The 18426-nt window shown below is 73.1% G+C and carries 13 protein-coding genes; 9 read left to right on the forward strand and 4 right to left on the reverse strand.

The annotated features are described in order from the left end of the window. Positions 1 to 35: 35 nt before the first annotated feature. Positions 36 to 2447, reverse strand: a complete 2412-nt coding sequence (locus ACH4MY_RS09340) for a penicillin acylase family protein (RefSeq protein ID WP_398000562.1) — start codon at positions 2445 to 2447, stop codon at positions 36 to 38. Between the two features lie 220 nt (positions 2448 to 2667). Between ACH4MY_RS09340 and ACH4MY_RS09345 the strand changes: the two genes are divergently transcribed. Beyond that, a complete protein-coding gene (locus tag ACH4MY_RS09345) occupies positions 2668 to 4194 on the forward strand; it encodes a fatty acyl-CoA synthetase (RefSeq protein WP_397999819.1) in 1527 nt (508 codons plus the stop codon). Between the two features lie 115 nt (positions 4195 to 4309). Here ACH4MY_RS09345 and paaK read toward each other — a convergent pair whose 3' ends face one another. Beyond that, positions 4310 to 5605 carry a phenylacetate--CoA ligase PaaK gene (paaK, locus tag ACH4MY_RS09350; RefSeq protein ID WP_397999822.1) on the reverse strand — a complete coding sequence of 432 codons (1296 nt, stop codon included), beginning with the start codon at positions 5603 to 5605 and terminating at the stop codon, positions 4310 to 4312. Between the two features lie 347 nt (positions 5606 to 5952). On the opposite strand from paaK, the gene ACH4MY_RS09355 reads away from it, so the two are divergent. From ACH4MY_RS09355 to ACH4MY_RS09365, 3 genes are all read left to right on the forward strand, one after another. Continuing rightward, positions 5953 to 7170, forward strand: a complete 1218-nt coding sequence (locus ACH4MY_RS09355; RefSeq protein WP_397999824.1) for a cytochrome P450 — start codon at positions 5953 to 5955, stop codon at positions 7168 to 7170. 119 nt (positions 7171 to 7289) lie between these two features. Continuing rightward, positions 7290 to 8084, forward strand: a complete 795-nt coding sequence (locus ACH4MY_RS09360; RefSeq protein ID WP_397999826.1) for a GNAT family N-acetyltransferase — start codon at positions 7290 to 7292, stop codon at positions 8082 to 8084. Between the two features lie 101 nt (positions 8085 to 8185). Beyond that, positions 8186 to 9988: a protein kinase gene (locus tag ACH4MY_RS09365; RefSeq protein WP_397999829.1), complete on the forward strand. Its 1803-nt coding sequence runs from the start codon at positions 8186 to 8188 to the stop codon at positions 9986 to 9988. A gap of 45 nt (positions 9989 to 10033) precedes the next feature. Here the strand turns inward: ACH4MY_RS09365 and ACH4MY_RS09370 are convergent, their stop codons facing one another. Beyond that, positions 10034 to 10849 (reverse strand): pentapeptide repeat-containing protein, encoded by an 816-nt coding sequence (locus ACH4MY_RS09370; protein WP_397999831.1) that lies wholly within the window; start codon positions 10847 to 10849, stop codon positions 10034 to 10036. 102 nt (positions 10850 to 10951) lie between these two features. Between ACH4MY_RS09370 and ACH4MY_RS09375 the strand changes: the two genes are divergently transcribed. Beyond that, positions 10952 to 12472, forward strand: a complete 1521-nt coding sequence (locus ACH4MY_RS09375) for an alpha/beta fold hydrolase (protein ID WP_397999834.1) — start codon at positions 10952 to 10954, stop codon at positions 12470 to 12472. On the opposite strand, the gene ACH4MY_RS09380 is transcribed toward ACH4MY_RS09375, so the two are convergent. Next, complete coding sequence (locus ACH4MY_RS09380; RefSeq protein ID WP_397999836.1) at positions 12469 to 14115, reverse strand: acyl-CoA synthetase; 1647 nt, start codon at positions 14113 to 14115, stop codon at positions 12469 to 12471. The two genes, ACH4MY_RS09375 and ACH4MY_RS09380, sit on opposite strands and share 4 nt — an antisense overlap. Positions 14116 to 14299: 184 nt before the next feature. Here ACH4MY_RS09380 and ACH4MY_RS09385 point away from each other — a divergent pair, with 184 nt between their 5' ends. The 4 genes from ACH4MY_RS09385 (at position 14300) to ACH4MY_RS09400 (ending at position 18406) form a co-directional block, all read left to right on the forward strand. Further along, positions 14300 to 15100: a crotonase/enoyl-CoA hydratase family protein gene (locus ACH4MY_RS09385; RefSeq protein ID WP_397999839.1), complete on the forward strand. Its 801-nt coding sequence runs from the start codon at positions 14300 to 14302 to the stop codon at positions 15098 to 15100. A 132-nt stretch (positions 15101 to 15232) separates the two neighbouring features. Then, positions 15233 to 16192: a Zn-ribbon domain-containing OB-fold protein gene (locus ACH4MY_RS09390; protein WP_397999842.1), complete on the forward strand. Its 960-nt coding sequence runs from the start codon at positions 15233 to 15235 to the stop codon at positions 16190 to 16192. Beyond that, positions 16189 to 17247 (forward strand): thiolase domain-containing protein, encoded by a 1059-nt coding sequence (locus ACH4MY_RS09395; RefSeq protein WP_397999845.1) that lies wholly within the window; start codon positions 16189 to 16191, stop codon positions 17245 to 17247. The genes ACH4MY_RS09390 and ACH4MY_RS09395 overlap by 4 nt, the downstream gene beginning before the upstream one ends. Continuing rightward, the gene (locus tag ACH4MY_RS09400) at positions 17240 to 18406 is read left to right on the forward strand and encodes a thiolase domain-containing protein (protein WP_397999848.1); all 1167 of its coding nucleotides are present in this window, start codon (positions 17240 to 17242) and stop codon (positions 18404 to 18406) included. Before ACH4MY_RS09395 ends, ACH4MY_RS09400 begins: the two co-directional genes overlap by 8 nt. Positions 18407 to 18426 lie beyond the last annotated feature (20 nt).

An 18426-nucleotide genomic window follows, 5' to 3' on the forward strand; every position in this document is an offset into this window, starting at 1 on the left:
GAGGACCGTTCGGCCCCGGGGCCGCGAAGAACCGTTCAGCCCCTGACGATCACCACCCGCAGCGCCGGCGAGCGCAGGATGTCCTTCTCGCAGAACCGGGAGGTCACCCAGCGCTCGCCCGCGTACAGCCGGGTCTGGTCGCTGTAGTGCGGCGACGCCGGGTTGGACGACTGGGAGTACGTGAGCAGCGTGCGGGCCACCGGACACCGGCTGCCGTCCCAGCCCACCGCCTGCACATGACTGCTCCCCGCGGTGACCTCCGTGTAGCCGCCGCCCGCCGCGTTCCACACGGGCTCGGTCTTGTTCCAGACGCCCAGCGACTCCGTGCCGCCGCTCACCGCGATGCGGTCCCCCTTCCGCACGACGAACTGATGCCCGCCGAGCGGCGCGTCCAGCGGGATCCCCGCGGTCCGCAGCTCCGCCGCCGCGTCCGCCAGCGCCTTCGCGAAGCCGGGCGCCGCCGTGTTGAGAGTGTTCGGGGTGCGGACGGGGTCCGTCGGGGAGAACGGCACCGTCCACTGCTGGGCCGGCGGCGTCGAGGCCGTGAACTTTCGCCAGAAGCGGTCGAAGAGCAGCGCGCCCCGGCTGTCCGAGTTCACCGTCCGGTCCCACGCGCCGATCACCCGGCAGGTCTCGGGATCGCCCGGCAGCGCCGTGGCACAGGCCCGAGCCGCGTCGGCCGCGGCCAGGGCACCGGCCGGGGCCCGGTCGGCGAACTGCTGACGCTGGAGGTCGGCCACCGTCAGGTCGCCGCGCTCCGCCATCGCCGCCACGTCCTCGACACCGCCCCGGGTGCGCAGCGAGCGCGGCGTCGCGACGGTCCCGAAGATCCGCTCGTAACCGGTCAGAGGCCGGTCGGCGTTGGTGAGCCAGGCGCTGTCGTTGGAGTTCTCCACGTACGGGGTGTCCCGCAGCACCGGCATCCGCGCCGGGCCGAAGACGCCCGGCTGGACCGCGTCCGGGTCGGAGCCGAGCGCGCAGTCCGCGCGCGAGCCGTCGAGCACCGCGACTCCCGAGGACGGATAGGTGGCCCGGCCGAGCGGGGTGGAGCACCGCGCGGCGAGCTCGTCCGTGATCCTGGGGAGCACCTGGGCCTGGGTGAAGAGGGAGTGCCCCGCCGAGTCCGCCGCGATCGTGTTGACCCAGGGCAGCCCCTGCGTACGCCGCAGGGTGTCGGCCATGTCCTGGACGGAGCGGGACCTGGCGAAGCCGAGGGCGGTGTCGGAGGCGCGCAGATTGGCCGCGTTGGGGTCGTTGAGCGCGTACGCCGTGGCCGTGGTCCACGGCAGCGGAAGCTGGGCGCCGAGGGCGCCGACGACCGGGCCGTACCGCGTCCACCATTGGGTACGGGTGACGGGCGGGCCGCCCTTGACCGGCACCGTCACCCGACGTGGGGTCATCCGCTCCGGCCGGCCGTCCACCAGGTACGAGGTCGGGTCGCCGGGGGCGAGCGTCAGCTGGTGCAGGTTGAGCGGGACTCCGGTGGCCACGGTGTGGCTCCAGGCCACCCTGTCGTTGAAACCGATGTTGACGACGGTCGTGCCGAGGAGCGAGGCGCCCGAGACGTTCAGCTCGCCCGGGATGGTCTGCTGCGACTGCCAGAACCGACGGCCGCCCTGCCACGGGTAGTGCGGATTGCCCAGAAGCAGTCCCCGGCCGTTCGCCGTCGTCGCCCCGGAGAAGGCGACGGCGTTGGAACCCATGGTCGCGTTCTCGGCGGCGAACAGCGCCCGGGCGGCCTCGGCGGCGCGTTCGGGATCGGGCGCCCGCCCGGGGACGCCGGTGAGCGGGGCCGGGGGAGCGGCGGGCGGCCGGGAGGCGGTGATGCCGTCGACGGCACGGCCCTGTCCGCCGAGCACCGAGACGGCGTAGCCGCGCCGGGCCACGTCGACGGCGGTCACCGGGCGGACCCAGTCGGCCCGTGCGCAGGCGGGATCCGTGATCCGGTTCCCGCGCAGCCAGGTGTTGTATCCGGCCGCCCAGCCGCGCATGAGTTCCCTGAGGTCGTGGCTCGGGCCTGCCGGAGCGGGAGTCCCGAGCAGTGCCTCGACCGTTCCGGCCTCCTTCACCCCGCGGAAGTACAGGTCGCTCGAGAGGTTCGTGGCGGCGGAGGAGAGCGAGCCGTCCGTGGCGGCGTCCGGGCCGAAGTACCAAGAGCGTTCACCGTTCACGGTCAGGAAGCCGTCCGCGAGCGTACAGATCTGGTCGGCGGCCTGCGCCCAGCCCGTGCCGAAGCCGAGGCTCGCGTAGTCCTTGCCCACGATGTGGGGGATGCCGTACTCGGTGTACCGGACGACGGCCGACAGGCCCCGGTCGGACGGGTGGGAGACCCGGCCCCCGGGATCGGCCGCCGCCGCCCCGGGCAGCGTGGCGGTCAGCACGGCGAGGACCGCGGCGGTGAGCGCCGGACGCCCCAGCCGCGAACGGAACGGCCGCGTACCGAACAGGCGGGCACGGAAGGGCCGGGTGCGGGCCGGTCGGATACCCGACGGACGAGTGTGGAGGTGCAAGGTGCCTCCCGACGGAAGGATGAGCACTGCGGGTCCGACCATGCACGCAGCCGGGCGCCCCCGTTGTCAACATGCCGTTCGGTATCCGAGGTCCGGGCATGTGCGGCGCGGCGCACGGTACTTGACCTCCCGCCCGCCGCACGCCGAGGATCACCGCATGGATCGACTCCTCAGCCGCGCCGTCGACGGTGTCCTGCGCATGAGCGCCCAGCGCGTCCCCGACCGGATCGCCGTCCGCTACGCCGAGCGCACCTGGACGTACGCCGAGCTGGACGCGGCCGTCTCCACCGCCGCGGCCGTCCTGCGCGAACCGCACCACCTCGGCCTGCCCGAGTCCGCCCGGGTCGCGACCTACGGCCACAACTCCGACGCCTACCTCATCGCGTTCCTCGCCTGCTCCCGGGCGGGCCTGATCCACGTGCCGGTCAACCACCATCTGACCGGTGAGGACCTCGCGTACCTCCTGGAGCAGTCGGAGACCTCCCTCGTCCTCGCCGACCCCGCCCTCGCGGAGCGCGTACCGGACGGCTTCGCGGTCAAGGCGCTGCGGGACGCGCCCGGTTCACTCCTCGACGCGCTCGCCGTACCGGAGACGTACGACGCCGATCGCGACGCGAGGGAGTACGTCCAGCTGCTCTACACCTCGGGCACCACCGCCCTGCCCAAGGGCGCGATGATGACCCACCTGGCCCTGGTCCACGAGTACGCGAGCGCGATCGAGGCCCTCGACCTCCACGAGGACGACCGGCCGGTGCACGCGCTGCCGCTGTACCACTCGGCGCAGATGCACGTCTTCCTGCTGCCCTACCTCGCCGTCGGCGCCGAGAACACGATCGTCGACGGACCCGACCCGGCCGTTCTGTTCGACCTGGTCGAGGCGGGCCGGGCCGACAGCCTCTTCGCGCCGCCGACGGTCTGGATCGGCCTCGCCAACCATCCCGACTTCACCGGCCGCGACCTGTCGGCGCTGCGCAAGGCCTACTACGGGGCCTCGATCATGCCCGTCCCCGTCCTGGAGCGGCTGCGCGCCCGGCTGCCCGGACTGCGCTTCTACAACTGCTTCGGCCAGTCCGAGATCGGTCCGCTCGCCACCGTCCTCGGCCCCGACGAGCACGAGGGCCGGATGGAATCCTGCGGACGGCCCGTCCGGCACGTCGAGGCCCGGGTCGTCGACGAGGACGGCAAGGACGTGCCCGACGGCACCCCCGGCGAGATCGTCTACCGCTCGCCGCAGCTGTGCGAAGGCTACTGGCGCAAGCCCGAGGAGACCAAGGCGGCCTTCCGGGGCGGCTGGTTCCACTCGGGCGACCTCGCCGTGCGCGACGCCGAGGGGTACCTCACGATCGTCGACCGGGTGAAGGACGTCATCAACTCCGGGGGAGTCCTGGTCGCCTCGCGCCAGGTCGAGGACGCGCTCTACACCCATCCGGGCGTCGCCGAGGTGGCCGTGATCGGCCTCCCCGACGACCGCTGGATCGAGGCGGTCACGGCCGTGGTCGTCCCGCGCGGTGACATCACCGCGTCGGAACTCCTCGCCCACGCCCGGGAGAGGCTCGCCGGCTTCAAGGCCCCGAAGCGCGTCCACTTCACCCCCGAACTGCCCCGCAACGCCAGCGGAAAGATCCTCAAGCGGGAGCTGCGCGAACGGTACGCGGCGGCGGGCGCCGACGGCGACGACGAGTGAGCCCCGGCCCGGGCGGTGTTACCCCGGCCCGGGCCGGTGATCCCCGTCCGGGCCGAGGGTCCCGTCCGGGCAGGGGCTCCGTCAGGGCCGGTCGTCCCGACCGGGCCCGCCTCCGTCAGGACTCCCGCGGCTCCCTCAGGTCCACGATCCGCTTGATCTTGCCCACCGAGCGTTCGAGGGTCTCGGGGTCGACCACCTCGACCCCGACCGAGACCCCGATCCCGTCCTTGACCGCCGCCGTGATCGTCCGGGCCGCCTCCGTCCGCTCCTCGGCGGTCGCCCCCGCGCGGGCCTCGGCCCGTACGGTGAGGGCGTCGAGCCGCCCCTCCCGGGTCAGCCGCAGCTGGAAGTGCGGGGCCACGGCCGGCGTACGGAGGACGATCTCCTCGATCTGGGTGGGGAAGAGGTTCACCCCGCGCAGGATGATCATGTCGTCGCTGCGCCCGGTCACCTTCTCCATCCGCCGGAACACCCGCGCGGTCCCCGGCAGCAGACGGGTCAGATCGCGGGTCCGGTAGCGGACGATCGGCATGGCCTCCTTGGTGAGCGAGGTGAAGACGAGTTCGCCCTCCTCGCCGTCGGGCAGCACCTCGCCGGTGAACGGGTCCACGATCTCCGGGTAGAAGTGGTCCTCCCAGATGTGCAGACCGTCCTTGGTCTCCACGCACTCCTGCGCCACACCGGGGCCGATCACCTCCGACAGTCCGTATATGTCGACCGCGTCGATCGCGAAGGCCTCCTCGATCTCCTTCCGCATCGCCTCCGTCCACGGTTCGGCGCCGAAGACGCCCACCTTCAGGGAGGTCGACCGGGGGTCCACGCCCTGCCGCTCGAACTCGTCGAGCAGCGTGAGCATGTACGAGGGGGTGACCATGATGATCTCGGGCCGGAAGTCCTGGATGAGCTGCACCTGCCGAGCCGTCATCCCGCCCGATGCGGGGATCACCGTGCACCCGAGACGCTCGGCGCCGTAGTGGGCGCCGAGGCCGCCGGTGAACAGGCCGTAGCCGTAGGCCACGTGCACCTTGTGGCCGGGGCGGGCTCCGGCCGCGCGCAGGGACCTGGCCACCACGTCGGCCCACATGTCCAGGTCGCCGTCGGTGTAGCCGACGACGGTCGGCCGGCCGGTGGTGCCGCTGGAGGCGTGGATGCGCCGGATCCGGGACTGGTCGACGGCGAACATGCCGAAGGGGTAGTGCTCGCGGAGGTCGGCCTTCGTAGTGAAGGGGAAGCGGGCCAGGTCCGCGAGCGTCCGGCAGTCGTCCGGGGTGACCCCGGCCGCGTCGAAGGAGCGCCGGTAGTGGTCCACGTTCTCGTACGCGTGGCGCAGGGTCGCGCGCAGCCGCTCCAGCTGAAGCGCGGCCAGCTCCTCGCGTCCGAGCCGTTCGCCACTGTCCAGCAGTTCCGTCATCGCGTCACCCTCCACGGTTCGTAAAACGGACTACCGATCATTCGGTAGATCCGTTCCGGGTCAGTAAAACCGGAGGTACCGGGGGGTTGGCAAGGGGGAGGAGGAACATTTCCACCCGCGTACGGCACGGTCGGCCGCGGGCCGGTCATCACCCCTTGGGGTGTCTTTCGACGGGCCCGGTCGGGGAGGGCGTCCGGAGCGGGGAAGGCTGGATCAGCCGAGGTCCGCCCGGTCTCGGTACCGCCATCCGGTCCCGGACGGCGGGCCCGCCCGCGTGCCCGGACGAAAGCGAACGTCATGCCCGAGCTGTGCCGCCCCGCCGCGGCCGCCCCCGACGGGGTGGCCACGTGACCACGACCGCTCCTGACGCCGACACCCCCCAGGGCCACTTCTGGGCCGTGCCCGACCTCACCGGTCTCGATTTCGACCCACTGCTCGCGAAGCTGCTGCACGAGGATCCCGTCACCCAGGTCCGGCTGCCGCACGGCGAGGGCCACGCCTGGCTCGTCACCCGGTACGAGGACGTCAAGTTCGTCTCAGCCGACCCCCGCTTCAGCCGCCGGGCCGTCCGGGGCCGCTCCGTCACCCGGGTCGCCCGCCACCTCATCCCGATGGAGGGCGACGTCGGCTTCGCCGACCCGCCCGACCACACCCGGATGCGCCACGCCGTCGCCCGCGCCTTCGGTGCCCGCGCCCTGAACTCCCTCCGTACCCACGCCCAGGAGGTCATGGACCGGCTCCTCGACCGGGTCGAGGAACACGGCGCCCCCGCCGACCTGATGGAACTCGTCCACCGGCCCTTCCCGTTCGCCGTGGTCAGCGAACTCATGGGCGTGCCCGAGGGCGACCGGCCGCTGACGGCCCGCTGGTCCGACACCGTGCTCTCCGCCGGAGCCGGCCGGGAGGCCGGCGAGCGGGCCAAGGCCGACATGGGCCGCTACTTCACCGAACTCGTCGGCCGCAACCACGGCACCGGCAAGGAGACCCTGGCCGCCGTCCTCGCCGACGCCGTCGACGAGGACACCCTCACCGAGCACGAGGCCGCCGGACTCGCCCTCCTCGTCCAGATCGGCGGCGCCCACGCCGTCCGGAACAACAGCGCCAACATGGTGTACGCGCTGCTCACCCACCCCGAGCACCTCGCCCGGCTGCGCGCGCAACCCGAAGTCCTCCCGCGGGCCGTCGACGAACTCCTCCGCTACATCCCGCACCGCAACGCCGTCGGCCTCTCCCGGATCGCCCTGGAGGACGTCGAGGTCGGCGGGGTCGTCATCCCCTCCGGCGACCCCGTCTACGTCTCCTACCTGACGGCCAACCGCGACCCCGCCGTCTTTCCCGAGCCCGAACGGCTCGACTTCGACCGCGGCTACAACCCGCACGTCGCCTTCGGTCACGGACCCCACTCCTGCCCCGGCGCCGACCTGGCCCGCATCGAGTCGGAGATCCTCGTCGACTCCCTGTGGTCCCGCTTCCCGAACCTACGGCTCGCCGTGCCCGAGGACCGGCTCCGCTGGCGGCGCGGCGCCCTCATCCGCGGCCCCGAGACCCTCCCGGTCACGTGGTGAGAGGAGCCGGCACCCGTGACAGCCGCCGCGCCCTGACCAGGCGGCCGCGGGCCCAGGAGGCGCGGACGGCCGGGTAATCCCGTTGCAGGTCCCTGAGCGGCGATGTTGGAGTGGCCCGTATGGAACCCCAGCATCTCGTGCGACCCGAGCACCTCCGTGATCTGTACGACCGTCAGCTCCGCCGCGAGGCGCGCCCCGACGGTCCCGGCTGCCGTGTCGAACGCGTCGGCGACGTCGTCCGCCAGACCGGACCCGCGCACGCCTGGAACGGCGTGCTCTGGTCGGGTCTCGACGCCGCCGACGCCGACGGCGCCATCGCAGGGCAGATCGACCACTACCGGGCCGCGGGCCTGTCCTTCGAGTGGAAGCTGTACGCCCACGACACCCCCGCGGACCTCGGCGACCGCCTCCTCGCCGCCGGCTTCACCGCGGAGGACCCCGAGACCCTGCTGGTCGCCGAAGCCGCCGCGCTGCCCCACGACGTACCGCTGCCCGAGGGCGTCGAACTCCGTGCCGTCACCGACGAACCGGGGGTACGCCAGGTGGTCGAGGTCCACGAACGCGCCTTCGGCACCGACAGCACCCACATCGGACGGCAGCTCCTCGACCGGCTCGCGGCCGACCCCGACACCGTCACCGCCGTCGTCGCCCTCGCCGACGGCGAACCCGTCAGCGCGGCCCGCCTCGAACTCTGCCCCGGCACCGACTTCGCGGGCCTGTGGGGCGGTGGCACCGTCGAGAACTGGCGCGGCCGCGGCCTCTACCGCGCCCTGGTCGCCCACCGCGCCCGCATCGCGGCCGAACGCGGTCACCGCTACGTCCAGGTCGACGCGGCCGACACGAGCCGGCCGATCCTCCACCGCCTCGGCTTCCTCACGCTCTCCACCACGACCCCCTATGCGTACGGCGGTTAGGCCGATCCACCGCCCGGCCCGTCGGCGCGGGCCGGACGGGGTGTCCGGGAACGGTAGGGTGCCGACCGGCAATCGAGGTCTGCGTGGGGAGACACGGATTCATGAGTGATCAGCAGTCGGGGCGCGGCGGCGCGGGCGAGGTCTTCCAGCCATTGGCGGCGGACGATCCCACCACCGTCGCGGGGTACCGGCTCGCCGCCAAACTGGGCGCCGGCGGCATGGGCAAGGTGTACCTCTCGTACACACCCGGCGGCCGGCCCGTCGCCATCAAGCTGATCCGCCCCGAGTTCGGCGAGGACGCGGAGTTCCGCCGTCGCTTCGCCCAGGAGGTGCGCTCCGCGCAGCGCGTGCAGGGACTGTTCACCGCGCCCGTGATCGACGCCGACCCCGAGGGCGCGCAGCCCTGGCTGGCCACCGCCTACGTGCCCGGCCCCTCGCTGGCCGACGCGGTCGTCGCCCACGGAGCGCTGCCCGTGGAGACGGTGCTGCTGCTCGTCGCCGGGATGGCCGAGGCCCTGCACGTGATCCACGGCGCCGGGATCGTCCACCGCGACCTCAAGCCGTCCAACGTGCTGCTCGCCGCCGACGGGCCCCGCGTCATCGACTTCGGCATCGCCCACGCCGCCGACGCGACCTCGCTGACCGGCAGCGGCGTCACCATCGGCACCCCGTCCTTCATGGCCCCCGAGCAGGCGGCGGGGCGCAAGATCACCCCGGCCACCGACATCTTCGCGCTCGGACAGGTCGCGGCCTACGCGGCGACCGGGGTTCCGGCGTTCGGTGAGGGAACCTCGCACGGCGTCCTCTACCGGATCGTGCACGAGGAGCCGGACCTCGGCGCGGTGCCGGAGCGGCTGAGCGAGCTGGTCGCACGGTGCCTCGCGAAGGATCCCGAGGCCAGGCCGACGCTCGCCGAGGTCATCCGGCTCTGCCAGGCGGCGAACGCGGCGACCGTGCTCCGCCGGCCCGAGGACTGGCTGCCGGCGCCGGTCTCCGCCGACATCACGGCGCGCACGGCGGCCCCCGCGCCCGTCCAGACGCCGCCGCCCCCGGCGACCGCACCCGCCGGGTACTCGCCCACCGCTCCGGCTGGGCCGTCCGCCCCGCCCGGTGCGTACGGGCCGCCCGTCGGACATCAGCAGACGCCGCCGCCCGGGCCGTACCACGCGCCCGCGCCCCACACGGCGCCGGGCCACGCCTACGCGCCGACGCACGGGCCGGTTCCCACGTCGTCCTATCCGTACCCCGGCGCCCCGGGCGGGCCGATGCCCACGGGCCCCGTCGCCCCGCGGAACACGGCCGGGAAGGGGCTGCTCGTCGCCGTCGCCGCCGTGCTCGCCTTCGGCGTCGTCGGCGGTGTGACGGCCTACACGCTCCTGAAGGACAAGGCGGACACGAACGCCTCGGAGAACGACAAGCCGAGCGGCCCGGGCGGAACGACGACGTCGGGCACCACGGGCGGGAGCACCGGCGGCAGCGGCACTCCGAGTACGAAGCCCTCGGCCGCCGCGGACCCGAAGCCCACCGACTTCAACGGCATCAACCTCACCGCCGGCTATCACCTGACCCTCGGGGACGAGGTCGTACGGCCCCAGGACGGTGAGGACGGGGGGTACGAACTCTCCTACGACACCGGTGGATACCTCGACGCCGAGAGCAGCGGCGGAAGCCTGGTCCTCCTCGACCCGGGGCAGCAGGGTTCCCTCGCCGTCTGCCGCGCGGAGACCCGGTTCACCCAGGAGGTCTACGTGAACAAGCTGACGACGGGCCGTCAGGTCTGCGTCACCACCGGCTCGGGGCACCTGGGCCTCGTCACCGTCAAGGGCATCTCCCCGGAGGACTCGCCCAGCACGTATCTGACGCTTGACCTGAAGGTCTGGCGCAACGCGGCGCCGTCGTCGTAGCGGCGCGGAGCCCGTCGTCCACCCTGTGGCGGCGGGCTCCGGCCGTCAGGACGTCCAGTGCGCGGGGCGCTCGAAGCCCTCCGGGAGGCGGGTCTCCGCGTTCCCGCGCGCCGCGTTCAGCTGGGGCTGGGTCAGGAAGAGGGCGCCCGTCAGATCCGCCCCCGACAGGTCGGCGTCCCGCAGGTCGGCGCCGATCAGGTCCGTGAGCGACAGATCGGCCCCCGACAGATCGGCGGCGATCAGCAGGGCCCCGCGCAGGTCGGTGCCCCGCAGCTTCGCCCCGCGCAGCCGTTTCCCGATCAGGTCCGCCCCGCGCCGGCTCCCGGGCTTCCCGCCTGCCGTGGCGCGGACCAGCTCGCTCGTGCGCAGGAGCAGTACGTTCGCCTCGGCGCGTACCTCGGGCACCCGGATCTTCTCCAGGTCGTCCGCCGAGCCCCGGGTGAGCTCCCCGACCCGGTCGAGCGCGTCCCGCAGCTCGGCGTGGACCGGGCGGGCCGCCGGCCGTGCCAGTGCCTCCGTGAGGTAGCGCAGCAGCTCGTGGAGCTGGCGCATCACGTAGAACACGTCGTACATCCGGCTCGCGGTCTCCGGCGCCTCGCGCCAGGACACGCCGCCGAAGGTCACCTGGGAGACCTGCTGGCCGGCGCCGAAGCAGTCGTACACCGTGCAGCCCTGGAATCCGCTGGTGCGCAGCCGGGTGTGGATGCCGCAGCGGAAGTCCTCCTGGAGGTTCCGGCAGGGTTCTCCGGGCGCCTTGTTCACGGCGAAGTCGGCCGACTTCGCGAAGGGCAGCGCCACACAGCACAGGCCGAAGCAGTTGGCGCAGTCGCCGCGCAGTGCGGGTTCCCGGGTCTCGGGCACGGTGAAGCGCTTCTTTCGCTGGTCGGACGGGTCCACTCACCGTATCGCGCTCTCGGTGAAACCCGTTGCGAAGACCGTCCGTGGCCCGTGAGGATCGACCCCATGCCGAAGATCATTTCGTATGACGGAACCGAACTCTCCTACCGGATCGAGGGAGAAGGTGAGCCGCTGGTGTGTCTGGCGGGCGGACCGATGCGCGACGCCGCCTATCTCGGCGATCTCGGCGGACTCTCCGCCCACCGCGCGCTGATCCTCCTCGACACCCGTGGCACCGGAGCCAGCGCCGAGCCCGCCGACCCCGGCACGTACCGCTGCGACCGCCAGGTCGGCGACGTCGAGGCGCTCCGCGTCCACCTCGGCCTGGAGCGGATCGACCTCCTCGGCCACTCGGCGTCCGGGAACCTGGCCACCCTGTACGCCGCCGCCCACCCGGAGCGGGTCCGTTCCCTCGTCCTCGTCACCTCCGCGGGCCGGGCGGTCGGTGTCGAGACCACCGACGAGGAGTGGGACGAGGCCGTCGAGGTCTTCGCCGACCGGCCCTGGTACCCGGAGGCGAGGGCCGCGCTCGGCACGATCGGCCCGGACACCCCGCTCCCGCGCGTCCTGGAGATCGTCGCGCCCTTCGCCTACGGCCGCTGGGACGAGGCCGCCCGGGAGCACGCGGCGGGCGCGGACCGGCAGATGCGCTGGGACGCCGTCGCCGCCTACCACGGCGAGGGGGCGTACGACCCGGAGACGACCCGCCGTGCGCTCACCGCGCTCACGGCGCCGGTCCTGGTCCTGGCGGGGGAGTACGACGCGGGCCCCACCCCCGCCAAGGCGGCGGAGGCGGCCGCCTGCTTCCCCCACGCCGAGCTGGTCGTCCTGCCGGGCGCCGGACACTTCCCCTGGGTGGACGACGCGGAGGCCTTCGTCCGCCCGATCGCCGCCTTCCTCGACCCGGAGGTCCGTACGGTCACGGTGGACGGGGTACGCCTCGCCTACCGGGTACGGGGTTCCGAGGACGCCCCGCCCGTCGTCCTGGTCCACGGCCGCGGCGAGAACAGCACCACATGGAACCGGATCGCGGCGGAGCTAGCCGCCGACCACCGGGTGTACGCGGTCGACCTGCGCGGCCACGGACTCAGCGACCGGCCGGGCCGCTACGGCTTCGACGTCTTCCGCGACGAGCTCGGTGTTTTCCTCAAGGCGCTGGGCCTCAGCGGCGTCACCGTCGTCGCCCACTCGATGGGCGCCGGCGCCGCGTATCTGCTCGCCCAGCGCGAGCCCGAGCTGATCGGCAGGCTCGTCCTGGAGGAGCCGCCGGTCTTCTTCCCGCTCGACCCGCCGCGGCCCCCGTCGGCGCGTCCCGAGGAGACCCTCGGCTTCGACTGGGAGATCGTCCCGGCCACGAACGAGCAGCTGAACGCCCCGGACCCCGCCTGGCGCGAGGAGCTGCCCGCGGTCAAGGCCCCCACCCTCGTCCTCACCGGCGGCCCGTCCAGTCGCATTCCCCAGGACCAGCTGTCCTGGCTGGCCGAGCGTGTCCCCGACGCCCGCCTCGTCACGATCGAGGCGGGGCATCTCGTCCACGAGGAGCAGCCGGCCGCGTTCCTGGCCGTCCTGCGGGAGTTCGGCCTCTAGGAGTCGGCTCCCGCAGCAGGGTCCGCCGCGTCGGCGTCCACCGCCACCGAGCGGGCCCAGCGGTAGTCCGCCTTGCCGCTGGGGGAGCGCTGGATGCGGTCGGTGAGGACCAGCTGGCGGGGCACCTTGTACCCGGCGAGGCGGGGCCGGCAGTGGGTCTGCAGGGACTCCAGGTCCAGCGGCGGGGCGTCCGTGCGGAGCTGGACGACCGCGGCCACGTGGTTGCCCCAGCGGGCGTCGGGCACCCCGGCGACCAGCGCGTCGTACACGTCGGGGTGGGACTTCAGGGCCTGCTCCACCTCTTCCGGGTAGACCTTCTCGCCGCCCGTGTTGATGCATTGGGAGCCGCGCCCGAGGACGGTGACCACCCCGGTCTCGTCCACGGTCGCCATGTCGCCGAGGAGCACCCACCGCACCCCGTCCCGCTCGAAGAAGGTCTCGGCGGTCTTGGCCGGGTCGTTGTAGTAGCCGAGCGGTACGTGGCCGCGCTGGGCGAGCCGGCCGGTCTCGCCGGGGGCGACGGGGACGCGGGTCGCGGGGTCGACGACCTGGGTTCGTTCGTTGACGTGGAGCCGGAAGCCCTTGGCGGGTCCCGAGTCGTCGGTGGCACGGCCGTTGGAACCGGACTCGGTGGAGCCGAAGTTGTTGAGGAGCAGCACGTTCGGCATCAGCTCCTGGAGCTGGGCCCGAACGGTCTCGGACATGATCGCCCCGGACGAGGACAGGCTGAACAGCGCGGAGAGGTCCGTGCCCTTCAGCGGTCCGCGCAGGGCGTCCACGAGCGGCCGCAGCATCGCGTCCCCGACCAGGGAGATGCTGGACACCCGCTCCTTCTCCAGGGTGCGCAGGACCTCCTCCGGGACGTACTTGCGGTGCAGGACGACCCGCTGGCCGTAGTTGAAGGCGATGAAGGCGGTCAGCGTGGAGGTGCCGTGCATGAGCGGCGGCGCGGGGAAGAAGGTGATGCCGGCCCCGCCGGCCGCGACCCGCTCGGCCAGCTCCTCCGGCCGCTTCACCGCCTCGCCCGAGGGATCCCCGCCGAACAGCCCCGCGAAGAACAGGTCCTCCTGGCGCCACAGCACGCCCTTGGGCATCCCGGTCGTGCCGCCGGTGTAGATGATGAAGAGATCGTCGCCCGAGCGGGGGCCGAAGCCCCGCTCGGGCGATCCGCCGGCCTCCGCCGCGGTGTACGGCACGCAGTCGAGGCCGGCCGCTCCCTCGGGCGGGGTCCCCACCCGCACGAGGTGCCGCAGCTTCTCCGTCTGCGGCAGCGCCGCCGCGACCCGGTCGGTGAACTCGGCGTCGAAGACGAGTGCGGCCAGGTCGGCGTCCCGGTAGAGGTAGACGAGCTCCTCCTCCACGTACCGGTAGTTCACGTTCACCGGCACGATCCGCGCCTTGAGGCAGGCGAGGACGGTCTGCAGGTACTCGACCCCGTTGTAGAGGTGGAGGCCGAGGTGGTCACCGGCCCGGATGCCCGCGTCGACGAGGTGGTGCGCGATCCGGTTGGCGGCGGCGTCGAGCTCGGCGTAGGTGAGCCGGCGTTCCTCGCCCGTCCCCGGATGGTCGACGTACACGAGCGCCTCGCGGTCGGGTACCGCGTCGACCACCGATTCGAACAGGTCGGCAAGGTTGTACTCCACCGTTCCTCCTGACCCCGGCTCGCGCTGACTCGTACGGGTGCGCACTGACTCGGCGGTCATTAGAGCGCCGACCGGTCACGGGCGGAAGGGGGTGCGCAGAAGAATCTGACTGAGTGTCAGAAAACTATTGAACTGGACCCCCGCCTCCTGCAACCTGTTCCAGAACTGGAGACGGGAGACCCCCATGGGTGGCACCGAACACCTCGACGTGCGGCGCGAAGGCGCCACGCTCGTACTCACCTTGAACCGGCCCGAGGCCAAGAACGCCCTGTCACTGCCGATGCTCGTCGGCCTCCACGACGGCTGGCTGGAGGCCGACGCCGACGACGGCATCCGCTCGGTCGTCCTCACCGGCGCGGGCGGCGCTTTCTGCGCGGGCATGGACCTCAAGGCCCTGGCCGGCAGGGGAATGGAGGGCGAGCGGTACCGGGACCGGCTCAAGGCCGACCCCGACCTCCACTGGAAGGCGATGCTGCGCCACCACCGCCCCAGAAAACCCGTCATCGCCGCCGTCGAGGGGTACTGCGTCGCCGGCGGCACCGAGATCCTCCAGGGCACCGACATCCGGGTCGCCGCCGCCTCCGCCACCTTCGGTCTCTTCGAGGTCCGGCGCGGCCTCTTCCCCATCGGCGGGTCCACCGTCCGGCTGCCCCGCCAGATCGCCCGCACCCACGCCCTCGAAATGCTCCTCACGGGCCGCCCCTACTCGGCGGAGGAGGCCGCCCGCATCGGGCTGGTCGGGCGGGTGGTCCCCGACGGCACTGCGCTGGACGCGGCCCTCGACATCGCCGAACGGATCAACGCCTGCGGGCCGCTGGCCGTCGAGGCGGTCAAGGCGTCGGTCTACGAGACCGCCGAGATGACCGAGACGGAGGGGCTGGCAGCGGAGCTGAAGCGGGGATGGCCGATCTTCGACACGGCGGACGCGAAGGAAGGGGCGCGGGCGTTCGCGGAGAAGCGGGCACCGGAGTACCGCCGGGAGTGACCCCTCCCCACCCCGCGCCTTTCCGCGACCGGGGCCTCAGCCCCCGGACCGGGAAGCGGCGGGGCGGGGAAACGGCCCCGCGCACCCGTCCCGGCCGCACCCACCGCCCACCGCGACCAAGGAGCCGCCCCCATGACCGTCACCCCACCCCCGGAGATCCTCCGCGCCCCCCTCGTCGTCGAGTTCCCCTTCACCCGCTCCCTCGGCCCCGTCCAGTCCGCCTTCCTCACCGGGCTGCGCGAGCGGACCGTGCTCGGGGTCCGCACCGAGACGGGCGAGGTGCTCGTCCCGCCCGTCGAATACGACCCCGCCACCGCCGCCGAACTCCGCGACCTCGTGGAAGTGGGTGTCACCGGCACCGTCACCACCTGGGCCTGGAACCCCGAGCCGCGGCGCGGCCAGCCCCTCACGACCCCCTTCGCCTGGGTCCTCGTCCGTCTCGACGGCGCCGACACCGCCCTGCTGCACGCCCTCGACGCACCCGGCCCCGAAGCCGTCCGCACCGGACTGCGGGTCCGGATCCGCTGGGCCGCCGAACGCTCCGGCGCCATCACGGACATCGCCTGCTTCGAACCGTACGACAGCGATCCCGTCGTCGAACACCGGCCCCACGACGGCCTGTTCGACGACGCCGTCACCGGCATCGTCGCCCCCGCCAGGCTCGACTACACCTACAGCCCCGGTGCCGCCCAGACCCGCTATCTGCACGGCCTCGCCGAACGCCGTACCGTCGGGGAACGCTGCCCCTCCTGCACCAAGGTGTACGTGCCGCCCCGTGGCGCCTGCCCCACCTGCGGCATCGCCACCACCGACCGGGTCGAGGTCGGCCCCGCAGGCACCGTCACCACCTTCTGCATCGTCAACATCAAGGCGAAGAACGCCGAGATCGACGTGCCCTACGTCTACGCCCACATCGCCCTCGACGGCGCGGGGCTCGCCCTCCACGGGCGCATCGGCGGCATCCCCTACGACCAGGTCCGGATGGGCCTGCGCGTCGAACCCGTGTGGAGCGAGGACGGCCGCTACCCCGACCACTACCGGCCCACCGGCGAGCCCGACGCCGACTACAACACCTTCAAGGAGCTGCTGTGAGGCCGGACCGAGAGGTGGCGATCGTCGCCTTCGCCCAGAGCGACCACCGCCGTCGCACCGACGACCTCTCCGAGGTCGAGATGGTCATGCCCGTCCTGCACGAGGTCCTCCGGCAGACCGGCCTCAAGACCTCCGACATCGGCTTCACCTGCTCCGGCTCCTCCGACTACCTGGCCGGGCGCGCCTTCTCCTTCACCATGGCCCTCGACGGCGTCGGCGCCTGGCCCCCGATATCCGAGTCCCACGTCGAGACCGACGGCGCCTGGGCGCTCTACGAGGCCTGGGTCAAGCTCCTCACCGGTGAGGCCGACACCGCCCTCGTCTACGCGTACGGCAAGTCCTCGCCCGGCTCCGTCCGCGACGTCCTCACCCGCCAGCTCGACCCGTACTACCTCGCCCCGCTCTGGCCCGACTCCGTCGCCCTCGCCGCCCTCCAGGCACAGGCGCTGGTCGACGCCGGCGCCACCGACGAGCCCGCCCTCGCCGCGATCGCCACCCGCAGCCGCGAGGACGCCGCGGACAACTCCCACGCCCAGCTGCGCGGGGCCCGCACCCAGGGCGGATACGTCGTCCGGCCGCTGCGCACCGGTGACTGCCCGCCCATCGGCGACGGAGCCGCCGCCGTGATCCTCGCCGCCGGGGACCGGGCCCGGGAACTCTGCGCCCGACCCGCCTGGATCAGGGGCATGGACCACCGGATCGAGGCGCACTCGCTCGGGGTCCGCGACCTCACCGACTCGCCCTCCACCCGACTCGCCGCCGAACGCGCCGGAGCCTTCGAGCGGCCCGTCGACACCGCCGAACTCCACGCGCCCTTCACCTCCCAGGAGGTCGTGCTCCGCCGTGCCCTCGACCTCGACGAGAGGGTGCGGGTCAACCCGTCCGGCGGAGCGCTCGCCGCCAACCCCGTCATGGCCGCCGGGCTCGTCCGGCTCGGCGAGGCCGCCGCCCGCATCCACCGGGGCGACTCCGACCGCGCCCTCGCCCACGCCACCTCCGGCCCCTGCCTGCAGCAGAACCTGGTCGCCGTCCTGGAAGGGGAGAACCGTGCCTAAGGAGCCCGTCGCCGTCGTCGGCATCGGCCAGACCAAGCACGTCGCCGCCCGGCGTGACGTCTCCATCGCCGGACTCGTCCGGGAGGCCGCCGTCCGCGCCCTGGCGGACGCGGAGCTGACCTGGGCGGACATCGACGCCGTGGTCATCGGCAAGGCCCCCGACTTCTTCGAGGGCGTGATGATGCCGGAGCTCTACCTCGCGGACGCGCTCGGCGCCGTCGGCAAGCCCATGCTCCGGGTGCACACGGCCGGTTCGGTCGGCGGCTCCACCGCGCTCGTCGCCGCCAACCTGGTCTCCGCGCGTGTCCACCGGACCGTCCTCACCCTCGCGTTCGAGAAGCAGTCCGAGTCCAACGCCATGTGGGGCCTCTCCCTGCCCGTCCCCTTCCAGCAGCCGCTCCTCGCCGGCGCCGGAGGCTTCTTCGCCCCGCACGTCCGGGCGTACATGCGCCGCACGGGCGCCCCCGACACGGTCGGCTCCCTCGTCGCGTACAAGGACCGGCGCAACGCGCTGAAGAACCCGTACGCCCACCTCCACGAGCACGACCTCACCCTGGAGAAGGTGCAGGCCTCCCCGATGCTCTGGGACCCCATCCGCTACTCCGAGACCTGCCCCTCCTCGGACGGTGCCTGCGCGATGGTCCTCACCGACCGCGCGGGCGCCGCCCGTGCGCCCCGCCCGGCCGCCTGGGTGCACGGCGGGGCGATGCGCAGCGAACCCACCCTCTTCGCCGGCAAGGACTTCGTCTCGCCCCGGGCCGGCCGGGACTGCGCGGCCGACGTCTACCGGCAGGCCGGGATCACCGACCCGCGGCGGGAGATCGACGCGGTCGAGATGTACGTGCCGTTCTCCTGGTACGAGCCGATGTGGCTGGAGAACCTGGGTTTCGCCGAGGAGGGCGAGGGCTGGAAACTCACGGAGGCCGGGGTGACCGAACTCGACGGAGACCTGCCGGTGAACCCCTCGGGCGGGGTGCTCTCCACCAACCCCATCGGAGCCTCCGGGATGATCCGCTTCGCCGAGGCCGCGCTCCAGGTGCGCGGGGAGGCGGGCGAGCACCAGGTCGACGGCGCCCACCGGGCCCTCGGGCACGCCTACGGCGGCGGCGCGCAGTTCTTCTCCATGTGGCTCGTGGGGGACACCCCGCCCGCCGGCTGAGCCGCTCCGGCCGGGGCGCC

It is taken from the genome of Streptomyces sp. NPDC017246 (assembly GCF_044331325.1).
Classification (GTDB): domain Bacteria; phylum Actinomycetota; class Actinomycetes; order Streptomycetales; family Streptomycetaceae; genus Streptomyces.